The organism is Leeuwenhoekiella aequorea (assembly GCF_004104375.1).
GTDB classification, from domain to species: Bacteria; Bacteroidota; Bacteroidia; order Flavobacteriales; family Flavobacteriaceae; genus Leeuwenhoekiella; species Leeuwenhoekiella aequorea.
Map to the genome: position 1 here is coordinate 156005 of NZ_QOVM01000006.1, position 17238 is coordinate 173242.

11 protein-coding genes are annotated in these 17238 nt (G+C 36.1%); 1 reads left to right on the plus strand and 10 read right to left on the minus strand.

Annotated features, from left to right (window positions below):
* Positions 1–78: 78 nt before the first annotated feature.
* The 9 genes from DSM00_RS13195 to DSM00_RS13230 all read right to left on the minus strand — a co-directional run bounded on the left by DSM00_RS13195 (position 79) and on the right by DSM00_RS13230 (position 14591).
* Complete coding sequence (locus DSM00_RS13195) at positions 79–2616, minus strand: S41 family peptidase (protein WP_241652419.1); 2538 nt, start codon at positions 2614–2616, stop codon at positions 79–81.
* Positions 2598–3329, minus strand: a complete 732-nt coding sequence (locus tag DSM00_RS15685) for a hypothetical protein (protein WP_241652420.1) — start codon at positions 3327–3329, stop codon at positions 2598–2600. Before DSM00_RS15685 ends, DSM00_RS13195 begins: the two co-directional genes overlap by 19 nt.
* Positions 3330–3588: 259 nt before the next feature.
* Positions 3589–6288 carry a prolyl oligopeptidase family serine peptidase gene (locus DSM00_RS13200; RefSeq protein ID WP_128758439.1) on the minus strand — a complete coding sequence of 900 codons (2700 nt, stop codon included), beginning with the start codon at positions 6286–6288 and terminating at the stop codon, positions 3589–3591.
* A gap of 150 nt (positions 6289–6438) precedes the next feature.
* Positions 6439–6921, minus strand: coding sequence for a hypothetical protein (locus DSM00_RS13205; protein ID WP_164916340.1), 483 nt, complete (start codon positions 6919–6921; stop codon positions 6439–6441).
* Positions 6922–7097: 176 nt separating this feature from the next.
* Positions 7098–8447, minus strand: coding sequence for a DEAD/DEAH box helicase (locus tag DSM00_RS13210; RefSeq protein WP_128758441.1), 1350 nt, complete (start codon positions 8445–8447; stop codon positions 7098–7100).
* 152 nt (positions 8448–8599) lie between these two features.
* Positions 8600–9019, minus strand: a complete 420-nt coding sequence (locus tag DSM00_RS13215; protein ID WP_128758442.1) for a hypothetical protein — start codon at positions 9017–9019, stop codon at positions 8600–8602.
* Between the two features lie 314 nt (positions 9020–9333).
* Positions 9334–10827 carry a M20/M25/M40 family metallo-hydrolase gene (locus tag DSM00_RS13220; protein ID WP_128758443.1) on the minus strand — a complete coding sequence of 498 codons (1494 nt, stop codon included), beginning with the start codon at positions 10825–10827 and terminating at the stop codon, positions 9334–9336.
* A gap of 125 nt (positions 10828–10952) precedes the next feature.
* Positions 10953–11930 (minus strand): acyl-ACP desaturase, encoded by a 978-nt coding sequence (locus tag DSM00_RS13225; protein WP_128758444.1) that lies wholly within the window; start codon positions 11928–11930, stop codon positions 10953–10955.
* A 210-nt stretch (positions 11931–12140) separates the two neighbouring features.
* Positions 12141–14591, minus strand: coding sequence for a S9 family peptidase (locus tag DSM00_RS13230; protein ID WP_128758445.1), 2451 nt, complete (start codon positions 14589–14591; stop codon positions 12141–12143).
* A gap of 169 nt (positions 14592–14760) precedes the next feature.
* On the opposite strand from DSM00_RS13230, the gene DSM00_RS13235 reads away from it, so the two are divergent.
* Positions 14761–15768: a 3-oxoacyl-ACP synthase III family protein gene (locus tag DSM00_RS13235; RefSeq protein WP_128758446.1), complete on the plus strand. Its 1008-nt coding sequence runs from the start codon at positions 14761–14763 to the stop codon at positions 15766–15768.
* A gap of 92 nt (positions 15769–15860) precedes the next feature.
* Here DSM00_RS13235 and fahA read toward each other — a convergent pair whose 3' ends face one another.
* Positions 15861–17153 carry a fumarylacetoacetase gene (gene fahA / locus DSM00_RS13240; RefSeq protein WP_128758447.1) on the minus strand — a complete coding sequence of 431 codons (1293 nt, stop codon included), beginning with the start codon at positions 17151–17153 and terminating at the stop codon, positions 15861–15863.
* Positions 17154–17238: the final 85 nt, after the last annotated feature.

Genomic DNA, 17238 nt, shown 5'->3' on the forward strand with positions numbered 1-17238 from the left:
CTGTAGCTGTGATTTAATTACGAGTTTAAAAAAAATCCTGATCGTTAGATCAGGATTTTTTTCTTTGACTTAAAATTCTTATTTCGTTTTATCAGGGTAGGCCGGTGTTTTAAGAGTTTTCGGTGGGTTTTCTTTTAATTGCTGTAAAATTAATTCAATCGCTTTTTCAAGCTGCGGATCTTTACCGGCTATCACATCTTTAGGAGTTTGCTCAACTTCAATATCTGGCGGAGTTCCTACATTTTCAATTCCAAAGCCTTCTTCATTATAAAAGGCAACATTAGGAGCAGTTACAATTCCACCGTCAATAAATTCGGGATAGCCCAAAACGCCTACAAGGCCTCCCCACGTACGCTTTCCTACGAGTGTACCCAGATTATTACGTCTAAATAAATAAGGTAGATAATCCCCTCCAGAGCCAGCGGTTTCATCTATAAGCATCACCTTGGGACCTTGTATAGATGCGCTGGGAGCTTTCATGTCGTTACCATATCTAAAATCCCAATAACTTTGCATTGGTTTGTTTAAAAGGTCTATCACATAATCTGCTAATTGACCACCACCATTAAAACGTTCATCAATAATTATTGCTTTTTTATTTGCTTGAGGATAGAAATAACGTTTAAAATATTCGTGACCTCCAGTAGCGGTATTAGGAACATATACATAAGCAACTTGACCATCTGTTGCTTCATTTACCTTTTTTATATTTCCTTCAACCCAATCACGATTACGCAGACTGCGTTCAGAATCTAATGCGGTAACTTGCTCTGTATGCGCATTACTGCCATTAGCATTAGATGATAACGTAAGAGCTACTATTTGTCCGGCTTTATTTTCAAAGAACTTATATAGATTATCTGTTGCTTTTACTTCTTGACCATCAACCTTAATTATGTATTCGCCGATTTTTGCCTGAACCCCGGGCTCAGTAAGGGGTGAGCGTAAGTCTGGATTCCAGTTGAGCCCTCCATAAATTTTAGAAATTTGATATCTGTTATTGTTCACCGCATAATCGGCACCTAATAATCCGCCGGTTATAATTTCTTTTTCAACTCTAGAATCACCAGTATAATCAAAACGGTGATGCCCCACAGATAACTCGGCAAACATCCAGCTCATCACACGATATAAATCACTTTTTGTAGTAACATCTGGTAAAAATGCTTCATATCTGGTTTTCATAGCATTCCAATCTACGCCGTGCATCGACGGATCGTAAAAATAATCCCGGTTTACTCGCCAGGCCTCATTAAAGATATTCTTCCATTCTTTTACAGGATCTATTTTGACCTGAATACTTTCCAATGCAAGTTCTGCTTGCTCCGATTTTTTCCCAATATCAGAAACATACCAGCTACCTGAACTATAGTAGAGCATTTTTTCGCCGTTGGCAGAAATTTCATAACTGTCTGTAGCAAACAATTCCTCGTCTTCTTGATCGGTGAGGTTATAAGCATGTAAAGTGGTTTCTCCACCGTGTGCGGGGTAGGATAAATAATAGAGCATATCCTCTTTAGGAGAAGAAAGAGCAGCAAAATTACCAGCTCCCACGGGCAATGCTATCATTCGATTTTGAATACCGTCCCAATCGATTTTTAATTCTTTAATAGGTTTATCTTCCTCTTTATCTTCTTTTTCAGTTTTAAGCTCTTCTTCCTTTTCAATGACTTCAACATCATTTTCTTTAGCAAAAGGAGATTTTACTTGATTCTGCAACGTGATTAAATACAAGGAATTTGAAGATTCCATATCTTGATTAGATTGATCAAACCAGTTAACTACCGGCCCGGCATCTGTAGAGGCTGTTAGGTACAGATATTTTCCGCTGGGATCAAATGTAGGATTTGTAACATTTGAAAAGCCATCTGAAATGGGGTAGGATTTGTTTTCATTTACTGAAAATAAAAAGGCCTTTTCAAAATTTGTATCTGTGATAATCGTATACGACAACCAGTTTGAATCTGCGGACCAGCTACCAAATAAATCGCGATATTCTCCAGGCTGGTATAAAATATCCTGATCAACTTTTTGAGTCTTTCCTGTAGCTACTGTGGTGATATATAAATTGCGGCCGTTATCTACGTAAGCGATTTTTTTACTATCTGGCGACCAGTGTAAATAAGCATAGAATCCGGCACCATTTAATTTAATCGTCTTTGCTTTATTGGTGCTGTTTTGATCTTTAATGTGCAATGCATATTCACCACTTTCATCAGAGAAATAAGCAATCGATTTGCTGTCTGGTGACCACTTCGGAAATGTCTCATGAACACCGGGAGTTTGTGTGAGATTAGCTACATCTCCTTTTTCTGAAGGTACTGTAACTATCTCTCCTCTAAAGTCGAGAACTACCCGAGCTCCGGAAGGTGAAATACTTGCGCTACGTGCATAATCGCTTCCACTTACAAAGCGTGGACGCATTTCTAAAAGATCTGTAGCAATTGCTATTGTAAGCTTATTTAAAGTTTTTGAAGATGGATTGTAAGTATGTAAGTATCCGCCCTGTTCCAGCAGTAATAATCCATTTGCATTTACATCAAGATCAAGAAGCCCAAAGTTTTTAAAATCTGTGTGCTTAGCTATTTGCTTAGATGTTAGATCATAAGAGTACAAATTAAACTCACCATCTCTATCACTTTTAAAATATACTGTAGACCTATAAAAATAGGCTGTGCATCATTGCTGCCGCTTTGAGGTTTTGGAATTTCGGTTACATCTTGAGTTGCGGTGTCAAAAATATAAATACGTGATTGGGTGCCGCCTCTATAATGTTTCCACTGATTAAAACGATCGGGAATGGGAGTATAGGCAATATGAGTTCCTGTAGGGGAATAACTTGCCCAAAACGCATTTGGAATAGATACATTAGATGTGTGACCTCCGCTTAATGGTACGGTGAATAACTGGGTGTATCTATTTGTAAATATTGAACGCTGGGATGCAAATAAAACCTCTTTACCATCTGGTGTAAAATCTCTTACAAGATCAGGATATGGATGATAAGTGAGTCTTTTAGGCACTCCGCCAGTTGCAGGTACGGTATATACATCTGTGTTTCCTTCATACTCTGCACTAAAGGCAATAATACTACCATCTGGAGAAAACACCGGATTTGATTCTATTCCTTCATCGATGGTTAATCGACGCGGATTGGATCCGTTTAAGTCTGCAACCCAAAGATCTTCGGCATAAACAAATGCAATGTGATTTTCACTTATTGCAGGTTCTGAAAGCAACCTGGTGTCTGTCGTATTTACAGATTGTGCAAAACCCACACAAGTAATGGAAAAGGAGAGAAGAGCAAACAGATTTTTTTTGATTTTCATAATTTGATTGATTTGTTGATTTTCTTTTTGCAGCTCGCAAACCGAAAACAAAAAGTTAAGCCTTAAAAAAGCATCTATAAAATTATAGTTTAAATCCCTAATTTTAGAAAATCGCCTTTTAAATGCGTTTTAATTTGCTGTTTGTTATAGGTTTATATTTCAGACCTGTGATTATAAAACCTCAAAAATTTCACAATTTACTTATCTGCAAAATTCAGGGGTTAGCTAAAATTCTTTCGAGCAACAACAGTAACCCACTTTATTGCTTAACTACTCTAAAGCCAATATGTTCGCTCGGTTTTGTTGTTACATCATATGGATCTGCGTAATCGTATGCACTATAATCATAGTTGCCATTTTCGCTATATTCTGAAACGTTTCCTCCCAGATCATAGAATAATGATTCGTTGATCTTAATTCCCTTGTGAGAGCCTACAGGTTTCAGTAAAGATGTAGTCAATTCATTTAATTTTTGTTTTAGAAGTTTTGAATCTTCCGGAGTCAAGGTGTAACCTGCCCAATAATTTAGGTTGTTTTGTTCTTCATCATTTTTAGCGGCAAGTTTCTGAAGCTCTTCGGCTTCATTAGAGTTAGGTAATCTGTAGGTGCTTCCGGTTTGTTTTGAAAGCCAAGTAGTGTATTCAATGGCAGAAGACTTTGTAACAAGAACAGGGTAATTATCTTTACCTGCTTCATAATCAAAGTCGGTTTTAAAAGCTTTAAACTGGGCATTTGTTACTTCAAAACGACCCAGGCTAATAGAATCTTTTTTCAGTAATACAGTTTCAGGAATAAGAACATTGTTTTCTAAATTTCCGTATAAGCCAGACTGTTGTTTAGCTTCAGCAAGTTTTAAAATAGTTCCTAACGGGCTTTCCTCCTTGAACGCTTCATTTTCCGTAGATTTTTTACCAAATAAATAGGTGTCTATCCACGCTATTTCTTCTTTCATTTTTCGTAATTGGTGTGTGATTTTACCAAGACCATGAGGTTGTCCCGGAAACCACAAAAACTTAACCGGAGTTTTGCCTACTTGCTGTAAGCCCCGGTAATATTCCCAGCCTTGATCGCGTGGAACTGCCCGGTCTTCACTTCCGTGAAAAATAATGGTAGGAGTCTTAATTTTCTCAATTTCAAATAGAGGAGATTTAATTAAATAGTTTTCATTGTAGGTTTTTCCTGCTGTGTCATCCCAAGGAGCACCTCCAAAATAACTTTGATCAAAACTAACACCAAATTGGCAAGTCCCATAATCTGAAGTCCAATTAACATCACCTGCACCCGGTGCGGCAACTTTAAAAAGATCTGGATATTTTACAGTGAGCATAGTTGTTATAATGGCCCCATTAGACCAACCCATAGAACCCATTTGATCCCTATCGACTTTGCCTTCGTTGACCAGTTTATCTATTCCTTTAGTAATATCTTCTAATTCGGGTTCATAATAATTGCCTTTAATGGCTTCAGCATATTCTAGTCCGTGGTTTGTTGAGCCGTGGTAGTTAGGCATTAGGACAAACATATTTTTTTGGGTAAGTATAGCGGGATAATATGCCCAACTACCAGACCATTCATCAAGATTCTGACTCATTGGACCGCCATGAATATTCAACATTAACGGATATTTTTTACCCGAGATATACTCTTTTGGATAATATAAAATTCCCGTAACGCTATCTCCATTATAACCTGCCCAAGTCATAATTTCACTTTTAGGCATGTATTTATTTACAAGTTTTTTGTTGAGTGCTATGAAGGTAGATTCATTTTGAAATTTAGAACCCTTAAGGTCTGCAACAAAGTATTGAGGAAGTTTTGATGCAGTGGAGTGAGAGTAAATCACTTTTAAAGAATTATCTGCTATAGCTTCTATAGTAACGTGATCGTTTTTTGCGCCTAAATCTATAACGGACTTAGACCAGTTAGATCCTTGTTTTTTAAAATATGCCAATTTCATAGTCGCTTTATTAGCAAGAGAAGCAACTACGTCATTTCCGTTTACATTAAAACCATTACCTAAGCCTATTGACCAATCTATATTCACTTTTTGAGCCCTTCGTGAGGCAATATCGTAGAAATATAATTCGCTAATTCCGGCTCCATTCCATTTTGGGTCTGATGCAAAATCGCTGCTAAAATAGAATCCAGATTCATCTTGAGTAAATGACACACTACTTATGGGAAATTCAAATTCTTTAAGAATTTGAAGCGTATTTCCCGTTTTTAAATTCTTTAAGTAATTGTACGGATCTTTTTGAGCATCTACCGCATAACTTAAGCTGCGTGCTGTAGAGTAATACAAATAGTCACCATTTTTAGAAACAACAAAATCTTCTATGGGCTTATCATTAGTTGTAATACGTGTAGTCTCTTTATCCTTTAGATCAAAAGCATAAATATGATTAGGTTGCCAATGTAAGCTATCTTCAATAATTTCAACATCATCTTTTAACTCTTCACTTTTTTGATCATATAGGGTTTTACCATCTTTAGATGTAAATAACAGCGTACGTTCATCTTTTAATTGTATTGAAGAAATACCATTTTTAAATTCTGCTATTTCCTCAGCTTCTCCACCATACAAACTTAATTTCCATAATTTTTTGCCTTTATCACGAGAACTTAAGAAATAGATTGTCTTACCATCTTTAGAGAAAACAGGATTAAAATCATTTTCCTCTCCTTGCGTAAGTTGGGTAGTTAAATAGCTTTGCTTTTCTTTTATCGCTAAGCGGGTAACAAATAAATTGGAAACGAATTTATCTTTTTTCTTAACAGGAATTCGTTTAGACCAGACTACCATTGTTGCATCTGGAGAAAAAATGGGAGACCGCATTGATTCGGTATTAATGATGTCTTCTGGAGTCCAAAGTTTAGGATCCTCCTGCTCAGATTGTGCAAAGGTTTGAGTTATCGAAAAGGAAAGAAAAAGAAGTACGGTAGTAATTTTGTTAATCATAAAATGAGTTCTGTGCAGATAAATTCTGAAATGTTGAAGCTACTAAAATAATCAATTGTTCATTTGAAAGGTAAATATGCTTATAAAAAAAAGTCCGTTGAAGAAACAACGGACTCTTAAATTTATATGAGTAAAAATTTGTTTTTACTCTTAATGGGTTTCAGGTTTCTTCAAAGATTCTTGTTCCTTTTCGATCATTTTCAACTCTGCTTTAATTTTTGTAAGACGCGCAGCTATATCACTATTATTAGCTTCCATCTCTAATAACTGAGCTTCCATATCTTCAACAGAAATACTATCAGACATAAAATATGTTTTTACATCTGCGTGACTCTCAATTAGTTTTTTCAATTTACTCAATGAAGTTGCTTGTTGTTTTAGCAAAACCTGATGTTTGGCTAAATCAGCAATCGCAATAGAGTCTGTTTCTTCTACATCTTTTAGCTTTTGAGATAGGGTACGGGTGTCTGTTTTAAGCGCATCGTGACGTACACTCATTGCATCATGCACGACATCCAGACTATCTGTATGCATTACAAATTCTAAGTATTGATCATGTAAAACCTTACGTGTGTCATCACAACTTATTAGTGTTGAAGCAGCTAACACGCCTAATAGCATTAATTTTCTCATAATTATTTTAGTCATTAATAATAGATTAAATATAAAAAAGAATCTAATTCAAACGCCTCTGTATCTCTACAATTACTGAAAATTTAACTGGATTATAAATACACTACATAATTTATAAAAATAAAAAAGCCCTGATAAATATATCAGGGCTTATGAATTTACGTTAACAGATCTAATTAATTAGATGCTCCGCTAGATTTAGGTTTGCTGGCAAAACGTTTATTAGGTTTACCCGCTGTTTTTGTCATAGGCTGGCGTTTTGAACGGTCTTCATTATTTTGTGAGCGTCCAGAACCCGAGCTATTACGTGAAGTACTCTTTCTTGAATTGTTACGCGAGTTATTGCGTGCAGGTCTTGCAGCCGGTTCATCTGAAGGGTCATCAGGACCATCAATTAAAAATGGATGTTCTGCAATTACATCTATTTTTTGTTTAATTAACTTCTCAATATCTCTCAGATAAGCACGTTCCTCCTTATCACAAAATGATAAGGCAACTCCGCTTGCTTTTGCTCTACCAGTACGACCTATACGATGTACATAAGTTTCAGCAATATTAGGCAAGTCATATTGAATGACCATTTCTAATTCTGAAACATCAATACCACGTGCGGCGATATCTGTAGCAACTAAAACTTGAGTTTTACCATCTTTAAAAGCACTTAGTGCTTTTTGACGGGCTGCTTGTGATTTATTTCCGTGAATTGCAGCAGAATTGATACCTGCTTTATCCAAAATTTTTACAATTTTATTAGCGCCGTGTTTGGTGCGAGAAAATACAAGAACCGTAGCCGGATTTTCCGTTTCAATAAGGTGCTTTAATAATTTAGGCTTGCTTTTTTTACTTACAAAATAAACGGCTTGATCTACACGTTCTGCCGTAGGCTTTTCTGGAGCAATACTTACTTTTTCAAAATCTCCTAAAATTAACTTAGAAAGATCAACGATTGCTTTAGGCATTGTTGCCGAAAAGAATAACGATTGTCTGTCGTGAGGAACTAGTTTAAGTACTTTTTTAATATCATGTATAAAACCCATATCAAGCATCTGGTCTGCTTCATCGAGCACCAGATATTCAATATCTTTTAAACTTATAAATCCTTGTTTAACTAAATCGAGAAGGCGACCTGGAGTTGCTGTCAATACATCGACACCTTTGCGCATTGCAGATACTTGAGAAGCCTGCTTAACACCTCCAAAAATAACTGTACTTTTTATACCTGTATATTTACTATACTCGGTTACATTATCATCAATTTGTATTGCAAGTTCTCTGGTAGGCGTTATTATAAGTGCCTTGAGCTTACGCCCGCCTTTTCCAGAGCCAATATTGTTATATATCTGTTGTAATATAGGTATTGTAAATGCTGCGGTCTTACCAGTTCCTGTTTGTGCAGAACCTAATAAATCTTGTCCTCTTAAAAGTACTGGTATCGCTTGTTGTTGAATAGGGGTAGGATGGGTGTATCCTTTTTCGGCTAATGCCTTAAGGATAGGGTCTATAAGACCTAATTCTTTAAATGTCATAAAATATAATAAGTAGCAAAGATACGCTTAATCTTGATGCTTATTACAGCTTTAACAGAAAACGTTGGTTTGTAAGGGGTTGAAGAAGATAGAAAGTTCTAATCGATGAGAAATAGAAACGTACAGATATGATTGATAAAAGTTCAGTACTGCTACGAAATACTTATAAACGGGGATTTTTCTTGCGGTAGGTCAAGTTCTGATAAAACTTTAACGAGAGATGTAAGCGAATGGTCTTCTATAATTGAAGTTTTGATTTTCAACTCAGTATCATTTGATTTAAGCGTATAATCTCCGGCGAATTTTTTAATTGTATCAATATCTTTTAAATTCAATTTTTTACGAAAACCATACAGACTATTTTTCTGAATTACACCATCTTCAATTTGTAAGTAGTGATGAGTAACGTCGTAAACATAGTGCGCAAGGTATAACAGACCTATTATAAAATATATGTAATCTGCCCAGTGTAAGTCCTCATTTTTCAATAGCGTTATTGGTGCTATTATCAGCGATATGAGACCTAAAATTAATTTAGAGTAAAGTATTTTTTTCTTGAATTTAATTTTCATACAATAAATCTTACGTCTTTTTATGTCCTAACGAATTTCAAAGGTTCAAACGAATTAATATCTAGGCAATAGTTAATTCACTGCTGAGTCATGATACACACCTGGTGCTTTATAAATCTTGTACATCGCTTTCTAAAAATACTAAATATATTTAAGTAACTAATTTATAAAACCATAGAAAGTGCATATGTTTCTAAGACTCTCGACTACTTGAAATACTTACCACTTCATTTTTCTTGATTCTAGATATACAAAATCAACAAGCTTGTCTTTTCAAATTCTATTACCATAAATTCTTTTTTCATATCTGCTTTCTAAAGTTTTGCATTTAAAATTGCTTCACATATTAAAATTCCCTGACGTAAGTTTCCTATACGAATGTTTTCATTAGGACTATGCTGATTATTGTCCATATTAACCATTGGAATTATAAGAGTTGGAATATTTAATTCATTTATTAAAGGAACAATTGGAACCGTGCCTCCCATCATTCTAATTTTAATAGGCTCTTCATTAAAAGCTTTGGTAAGAGTCAAAGCAATAGTTTTACCGAATTCACTATCAAGATCTGTTCTAAAACTATTTATCCCTGAGCTTCCTGTAAATTTTGCGATTTTAGCATACGTTTTACGTTCAGTATCTGTAGGATCTCTGTCAATTACATGAAAACCTTGGGTTCTGATGTGTTTCTTAATTTTTTCTAATTGATCCTGCGCATCTGTTTCAGGAACAAGTCGAACATCGATATCGGCTTTTGCAAATTCCGGAACAACTGTCTTTAAATTCTCTCCTGTCCATGAAGTGCCTATCTGACGAATATTCAAGGAAGGGTATTGTAACGCTTCTTGATAATTAGTACCTATTTTTTCTGAAGTATAAATCCCTAGTTGATTATTAAATTCTGTAGAATCATAAGGCACACTCCTTAATACTTCACTAATTTCAGGTGTTATGGTGATCCCTTTGTAATAATCTTTTATCAGCACTTCTCCCTGATTATTTTTCATACTCGATAACAAGTCGGCCAAAGCAAAGACTGGGTTTGAAACGTAATTTCCGAAATGACCGCTATGCTGCGGCAGTTTAGCTCCGTAAGTAGTAATAGAACAGGTAACAATACCTCTGCAGCCATAGGTTATGGTAGGTTTATTAGAATCGTGAGCAGGACCGTCCATCACGATAAAGTAATCTGCCTTATACTGATCTTTGTATTTTGAAAGTGTAGATAATAATGCCGAGGAGGAATATTCTTCCTCTGGATCAAATATGACCTTAATATTAAATTTTGGTACCACTTTCGCGGCTATCATTTTTTGTAAAGCAGCAAGTAGCATTATTATGGGAGCCTTGTCATCTGCTGCGGCTCTGGCAAAAACACGCCATTCATCATCTATAGAACCATTAAGTGCATCCCAATCTAGCTTATTCCATTTGCCGTTAGCGTCTTTGGCTTTGAGAACCGGTACAAATGGATCTGGTTGATCCCAATTTGCTTTATCTAATGGCTGACCATCTATATGAAAATAAAACAAAACGGTTTTAAGTTTAGGATCATAAACTTTCTCAGTCAATAGGAGTGGGAGCGTACTTGAAGGCAATACGGTTGTTTCAAAACCTAAGGCATCATAACTCTGAGCAATCCAGTCTATATTTTGAAGCATACGACCTTCATCTTCAGGTAGATTGGGAATACTTACAAGATCTTTATGAAGAAGTATAGATTTTCTTAGACCCTCATCATCAATTAGCGTTTGAGAAAAGCCCAACATACTGTATAGAGAAAGTAGAACCGTGAAATATAATTTCATAAAAAAGAGTTGTTGTCGTAGATTAATCTTGGATATTTGAATAGATTGTTCAGGTTAAGGTACAAAAAAATAACCCTGAGAAACATGCTGTTGCTCAGGGTTATTATATAATTTGATATCACTAATTAACTAGCAATCCATTTAAACTTGTGATCTAGTTTTGGTACCACGATACGTTGCGAAATACGCTCTAGACGATCTGGTAAATTTAATAAGTAATCACGTGCGCGCTCACCTTTATCATTTAGACCTTTAATATCTTCAATTTTCCAATCTGCAACCAGTGATTTTAAAATCGTAATATAATCCTGTGTGGTGTAAACCATCGAGCGTTGTGCAGCATCAGAAAAATGTTCCCATAACTGACCAATTTGCTGACCAGATTCTCTTAAAAACATAGCTGGCATAACGATTTTATTACGCATCATCGCTTCAAAAGCGATCATCATTTCACTAGGATCAAGATCAAAAATACGGCGTACAAATTCCATATAAGCAGAAGCGTGACGTGCCTCATCTTTAGCAATCATATTACATATTTTTGCTAGTTGCTTATTACCAGATTTTCTAGAGAACGAAGCTACACGTCTGTGTGATACATTTGTAGCAAGTTCTTGAAAACTGGTATATACAAAGTTTTTATAAGGATCCATACCGGTACCTATATCAAAACCATCGCTAATTAGATATTGCGTACTCACTTCCATCTCACGCATATTTACGCGACCAGATAGGTATAAGTATTTATTAAGCAGATCTCCGTGACGATTTTCTTCAGCAGTCCAGGAGCGTACCCATTTAGACCATCCGTTACCATTTACTTGATCTACACCTTGTACTCCCATTAACCAGGATTCATAAGTAGGCAAGGCCTCTTCAGTAATCGTATCACCTACAAGTACCGTAAATAAATCATAATCCATCTCGCGGCATAACTCCTGAATTTCTTTGACTTCATCAATAAATTCGGGATTCGCAGCATCTGGAAGCATATCTGTAGGCTGCCAGTTTTCATCAATTGATTTGAGGTAGGTCCCTATAAGTTCATCCATAGATTTACCTATGGTTTGCATCACTTCGAGACGTATATTAGATAATTTCATTTTCTAGGAAAAATTTTAGTAAATGTAGCAGTTTTAGACGGTTTAGGAACTATTTTACATCAATTCTTATTATGCGCGCATAGCAATTTACAGAGCTAAAAACTTCTACTTCTTTACTATAAGATACGAATAATTTATCTAAATAGTTTTAAGTATAAAAAAAACTGCTGGTAATCATTTAAATGGTTACCAGCAGCAGTTTGAAATCGGTTATTTTTTTATTTCCTCTTTCTGTTTAATTTCATTAAACTCTCGATTCTTAACATACTTTTCAAGCCATTGGTCTTGTTCCCAAAGCATATGTAAAATTGATTCTTTTGCAGCATAGCCGTGACTCTCTTTAGGAAGCATTACCAATCTGGCAGTAGCACCTAATCCTTTTAGTGCATTAAAGTAGCGTTCACTTTGTAAAGGGTAAGTTCCGCTGTTGTTATCTGCCACTCCGTGAATAAGGAGTAAAGGTGTTTTCATTTTATCTGCGTGCATAAAAGGGCTCATTGTATTATACACTTCTGGAGCTTCCCAATAATTACGTTCTTCAGATTGAAAACCAAAAGGGGTAAGGGTACGGTTGTATGCACCACTTCTAGCAATACCCGCAGCAAACAAATCTGAATGCGACAATAAGTTTGCAGTCATAAATGCTCCATAAGAATGACCACCTACCGCTACTTTATTTCGGTCGATGTAACCCAAAGCATCAACGGCATCAATTGCAGCTTTTCCATTTGCTACTAATTGTTCTCTAAATGAATCATTAGGTTCTGTTTCACCTTCACCTACAATCGGAAATGAAGCGTCGTCCAGAACTACATAACCACGAGTAACCCAGTACACCATGGAGCCATAGTAAGGATAGGTGAACTCATTGGGATTTGATGTAGTCTGTCCTGCACTGTTCTTATCTTTAAACTCGGTAGGATATGCCCAGAGAAGCATTGGTTTCTTCTCTTTTTTATCCATATCATAGCCTACAGGTAGGTATAACGTACCCGACAACTCTAAACCATCTTCACGTTTGTATTTTATAACCTCTTTATGAACATCTTGAATACTTTTAAACGGATTTTCAAACTGTGTAATCTGAGTAAGACTGTTGTCATCCAGATCTCTTATATAATAATTAGGATATTCGGTAGGCGCCTCAATACGCACTAATACCTTTCCTTCTTTGATGTCTAAAACATCCTGAAGATTTTCTAATTTATCTGTGTATTCAGATTCATAGATGCGTTCAGATTTTTGGGTTTTAAGATTCAGCTTATCTATAAAAGGAAACTGTCCTTTTTCACTAAAACCATCACCTATTAAAAATGCATTTCCATCTACTAATGTAAGCACCGGCTTCCCATATACGTTATCTTCAGTAACAAAATTACCTGGATCGCTATACGTGTCTTGATAGTTTCGGTCTGTTAGTACTTTTCCTTCATTGCTTTTGCCTGATGGATCAAATACGTAGGTTTTGGTATTACGTGTGTTCCACCAGTAATCGTACGCAATTGCAGTTTTATCATCACCCCAGCTAATACCTCTAAAACGGTTGATTGTCTTTACGAGTTTTTTTGGAGCTTCAGTAAATGGCGCCTTTTGCATATAAACTTGATCTCTAAAAGGTACATCTACTTCTGGATCTCCTTTGTCAAGTGCTTCAGCCCAGTAAAGAGTTGCCGGCTCATCTGCTCTCCACGATAGATTACGTTTTCCGGTTTGAGTAGCCATAAATCCTTGAGGAAGCTCTTCAATTAGCGGAACTTCATTAACCACTTTCACCAGTGTTCCATCTTCTTTGTATATGCTTACAGTTTCAGGAAAGCGATTGTAAGGAACGATATATGAAAAGGGTTTATGAATAGTAGTAGTCATTATATATTTTCCATCTGGAGAAAATGATACGTTAGTATACATATCTGCTGAAGCCCATTGCTTTGATGCACCACTTAATTCTTGTTTTACAAGAGTAGAAGTAGCTAATTGTTCAAAGTTGAAAATATCATTAGGATTTTGAAGTAAATCTTGATATGTGCGGTTCTGAGCTTTTGAACCATCACTTGTAGATATTGTAGGCCCTGTAGGAACAGCTTCTGCAGTATTAATTAATTGCTTACGTTCCTTAGGAAGCATATTAAGTAATAAACTTTTACCATCTTTAAACCAGCCAATAGGATTACCCATGTTTGCATTGAGAGTAGCATCGGTAAGTTTTGAAACAGCTGCGGTTTGAAGATCAAGAATCCATACTTCAACGCCACTGTCTGTGGTATTTGTAAGTGCCATTTTGGTTTCATCTGGAGACCACGTAAAATTACTTAGCAACGGATTTTGAGGCAGACCCGATATAGATCGCGCTTCGGTTTCTTCAATTCCTTTAATTTTTACATCATTATAGAAAATAGTTCTACTTCCTATATTGGTTTTAGGATTGATACGTAAACCACCTAAGCGTAGTTCTTCTTCAGAAAGTTCGGCAATGGTTTTATAACTATCACGGTAAAGTAATAGCATCGTATCACCTTCAGAATTCATAACAACAGCAGGTGCTCTGGGCACATCTACAAGATCTAGAATTTCTTTAGGAGGTTTTTGATAATCGAGGTTTTCTTGCGAAAATAGGGGGGTTGTGAGAAATAGCATTAAAGCAAAATAGGATATTTTTTTCATGAGATGGATTTTGAACCAATTTATGAAAAATAATTAATTCTAAATACTATGCGCGCATAGCTAAAGGCAAACCCAAAGATGCATTTAAAATTGCAGAATCTGTATCTTTCCACGGTTTATGACACCAGAAATTCTGGTACTATTAATTATATCTCATATTAACTACTCTATGTATAATTCTCGAATTGCAGGAATGGGTGCTTATGTACCTGAAAATATTGTGACAAACGATGATTTGTCAAAAATAATGGATACAAATGATGCTTGGATACAAGAGCGTACCGGTATAGAAGAACGTCGTCATATTAAAGAAGGCGATGGAAACAGTACCGCTATAATGGGTGTAAAAGCGGCAAAAATTGCACTTGAGCGTGCAAATATGACGGCTCAAGATATAGATATGATTGTATTTGCTACATTGAGTCCAGATTTTTATTTCCCGGGTTGTGGTGTACAAGTTCAGGAGATGCTTGATATGCGTACAGTTCCTGCGTTAGACGTACGTAACCAGTGTAGTGGTTTTATTTATGCACTTTCTACTGCAGACCAGTTTATTAAAACAGGTATGTATAAAAATGTGCTGGTTATAGGATCAGAAAATCACAGTGGTGGGCTCGATATGACTACTCGGGGTCGTAATGTGTCAGTTATATTTGGTGATGGGGCGGGAGCTGCAGTACTTACACGTGAAGAAGATAATGCTAAAGGTATTTTATCTACACATTTACATAGTGAGGGTAAGCACGCCCTAGAGCTTGCTTTAAAAGGACCTAGTACTATGGAATGGGTTCCGGAGCTAATAGAAAAAAATCCACAAGAAGATATTCCGTACTATCCGTATATGAACGGCCAATTTGTATTTAAAAATGCTGTTGTTCGTTTTTCAGAAGTTATTATTGAAGGTCTTGAGAAAAATAAGCTTAAGCCTGAAGATATCGATATGCTTATACCGCATCAGGCCAATTTGAGAATCTCTCAGTTTGTTCAAAAACAGTTTGGTTTAAACGATGATCAGGTATATAATAATATTCAGAAATACGGTAATACCACAGCAGCTTCAATTCCTATTGCTTTGACTGAAGCTTGGGAAAACGGAAAAATAAAAGATGGAGATACAGTTGTTTTGGCTGCTTTTGGAAGCGGTTTTACCTGGGCAAGTGCGATTATAAAATGGTAACTGGTAGTTATTCAGAACTAAAAGCTGAATAAAAGTTAGTGTAAAAAAAAAGAGCAACGAAGTTGCTCTTTTTTTTATTTATAGGTTGTTTATTATTTTTTCTTTGGTTTAAACACAGGAAGAATTTTTGTCTTTACCTCGCCAAAACCTATACGCACAGATCCTTCTTTCTCACAATAACCGCGCATAATTACCGTGTCTTTATCTTCAATAAATTTTCGGTCTCCACCGTCGTTAAGCTTAACCGGTTTAGAACCCTTCCAACTTAACTCAAGCATAGAACCATATGATTTAGGAGCAGAACCAGAAATTGTGCCGCTTCCCATCATATCTCCACTATTTACAGGACATCCGTTTACGGTGTGATGTGCGAGTTGCTGACTCATATTCCAGTATAAGTGTTTAAAATTTGAGTTTGTAACAACTGTCTCTTCTTTACCTTCAGGTTTTATACTTACTTCTAAGTTAATGTCAAAAGTTTTCTTACCACTATACTGTAAATAGGGTAATAGCTCTTTTTCAGGCTTGGGGCTTGCAGTACGGAAAGGCTCCAGAGCATCTAGAGTTACGATCCAGCACGACACAGAAGAAGCGAAATTCTTTCCTAAAAACGGACCTAAAGGTGCGTATTCCCAACGTTGTATATCGCGAGCGCTCCAATCATTAAATAATACCAATCCAAAAATATATTCTTCGGCTTGATCTACTGGAATAGGTTGCCCCAGTTCATTAGCATCTGTAGTTATAAAAGCCATTTCTAACTCAAAATCGAGTTGGCGTGAGGGTCCAAATATAGGTTCTGTAGCACCGTTAGGTAATTTTTGACCTTGTGGTCTATGCACCGAAATACCCGAAGGTATAATTGAGCTGCTACGACCATGGTAGGCAACAGGTAAATGCATCCAGTTAGGTAAAAGCGCATTTTGAGGATCACGGTATAGCGATCCTACATTAATAGCATGCTCTTTACTACTATAAAAATCTGTGTAATCGCCTATTTGTACAGGCAGTTGCATTTCTACCTCATCCATCGCAAATATTACGCGCTCCCGATGTTCAATTCTATCACGTAACTCAGCATTATTTGCTTCAAATATTACCGATATACGATTGCGTACCGCCCGCCATGTTTTACGACCATCTGCGATAAAATCATTTAAACTATCTTGTAAAAAAATATCGTCTGTAAGAGGGATTTCACTAAAGTACCCTAACTGATGTAAAGCTCCCAGATCTATAGCAAAATCACCTATACGCGTACCTATAGTGATAATGTCATCTCTGGTTAAAAATACACCAAATGGTATGTTTTGAATAGGGAAATCTGTATCTGCAGATGTTTCTAACCAGGTTTTACGTTTTGGATCGTTAGTCTTTGAGGGCATAGATTTTTGATAAAATGTTAGTAAATGCTCATTTCAAATATAGAATTAAAATAGTACCAAAGGCATGTATTCACTACTTTTGAAC

Bases quoted from the DNA above. Each gene is read 5' to 3' on its own strand.
- DSM00_RS13215 (WP_128758442.1), bottom strand. From the start codon at position 9,019: ATGAAAATTAAATTCAAGAAAAAAATACTTTACTCTAAATTAATTTTA.
- DSM00_RS13210 (WP_128758441.1), bottom strand. From the start codon at position 8,447: ATGACATTTAAAGAATTAGGTCTTATAGACCCTATCCTTAAGGCATTA.
- DSM00_RS13205 (WP_164916340.1), bottom strand. From the start codon at position 6,921: ATGAGAAAATTAATGCTATTAGGCGTGTTAGCTGCTTCAACACTAATA.
- fahA (WP_128758447.1), bottom strand. From the start codon at position 17,153: ATGCCCTCAAAGACTAACGATCCAAAACGTAAAACCTGGTTAGAAACA.
- DSM00_RS15685 (WP_241652420.1), bottom strand. From the start codon at position 3,329: ATGAAAATCAAAAAAAATCTGTTTGCTCTTCTCTCCTTTTCCATTACT.
- DSM00_RS13235 (WP_128758446.1), top strand. From the start codon at position 14,761: ATGTATAATTCTCGAATTGCAGGAATGGGTGCTTATGTACCTGAAAAT.
- DSM00_RS13225 (WP_128758444.1), bottom strand. From the start codon at position 11,930: ATGAAATTATCTAATATACGTCTCGAAGTGATGCAAACCATAGGTAAA.
- DSM00_RS13230 (WP_128758445.1), bottom strand. From the start codon at position 14,591: ATGAAAAAAATATCCTATTTTGCTTTAATGCTATTTCTCACAACCCCC.
- DSM00_RS13220 (WP_128758443.1), bottom strand. From the start codon at position 10,827: ATGAAATTATATTTCACGGTTCTACTTTCTCTATACAGTATGTTGGGC.
- DSM00_RS13200 (WP_128758439.1), bottom strand. From the start codon at position 6,288: ATGATTAACAAAATTACTACCGTACTTCTTTTTCTTTCCTTTTCGATA.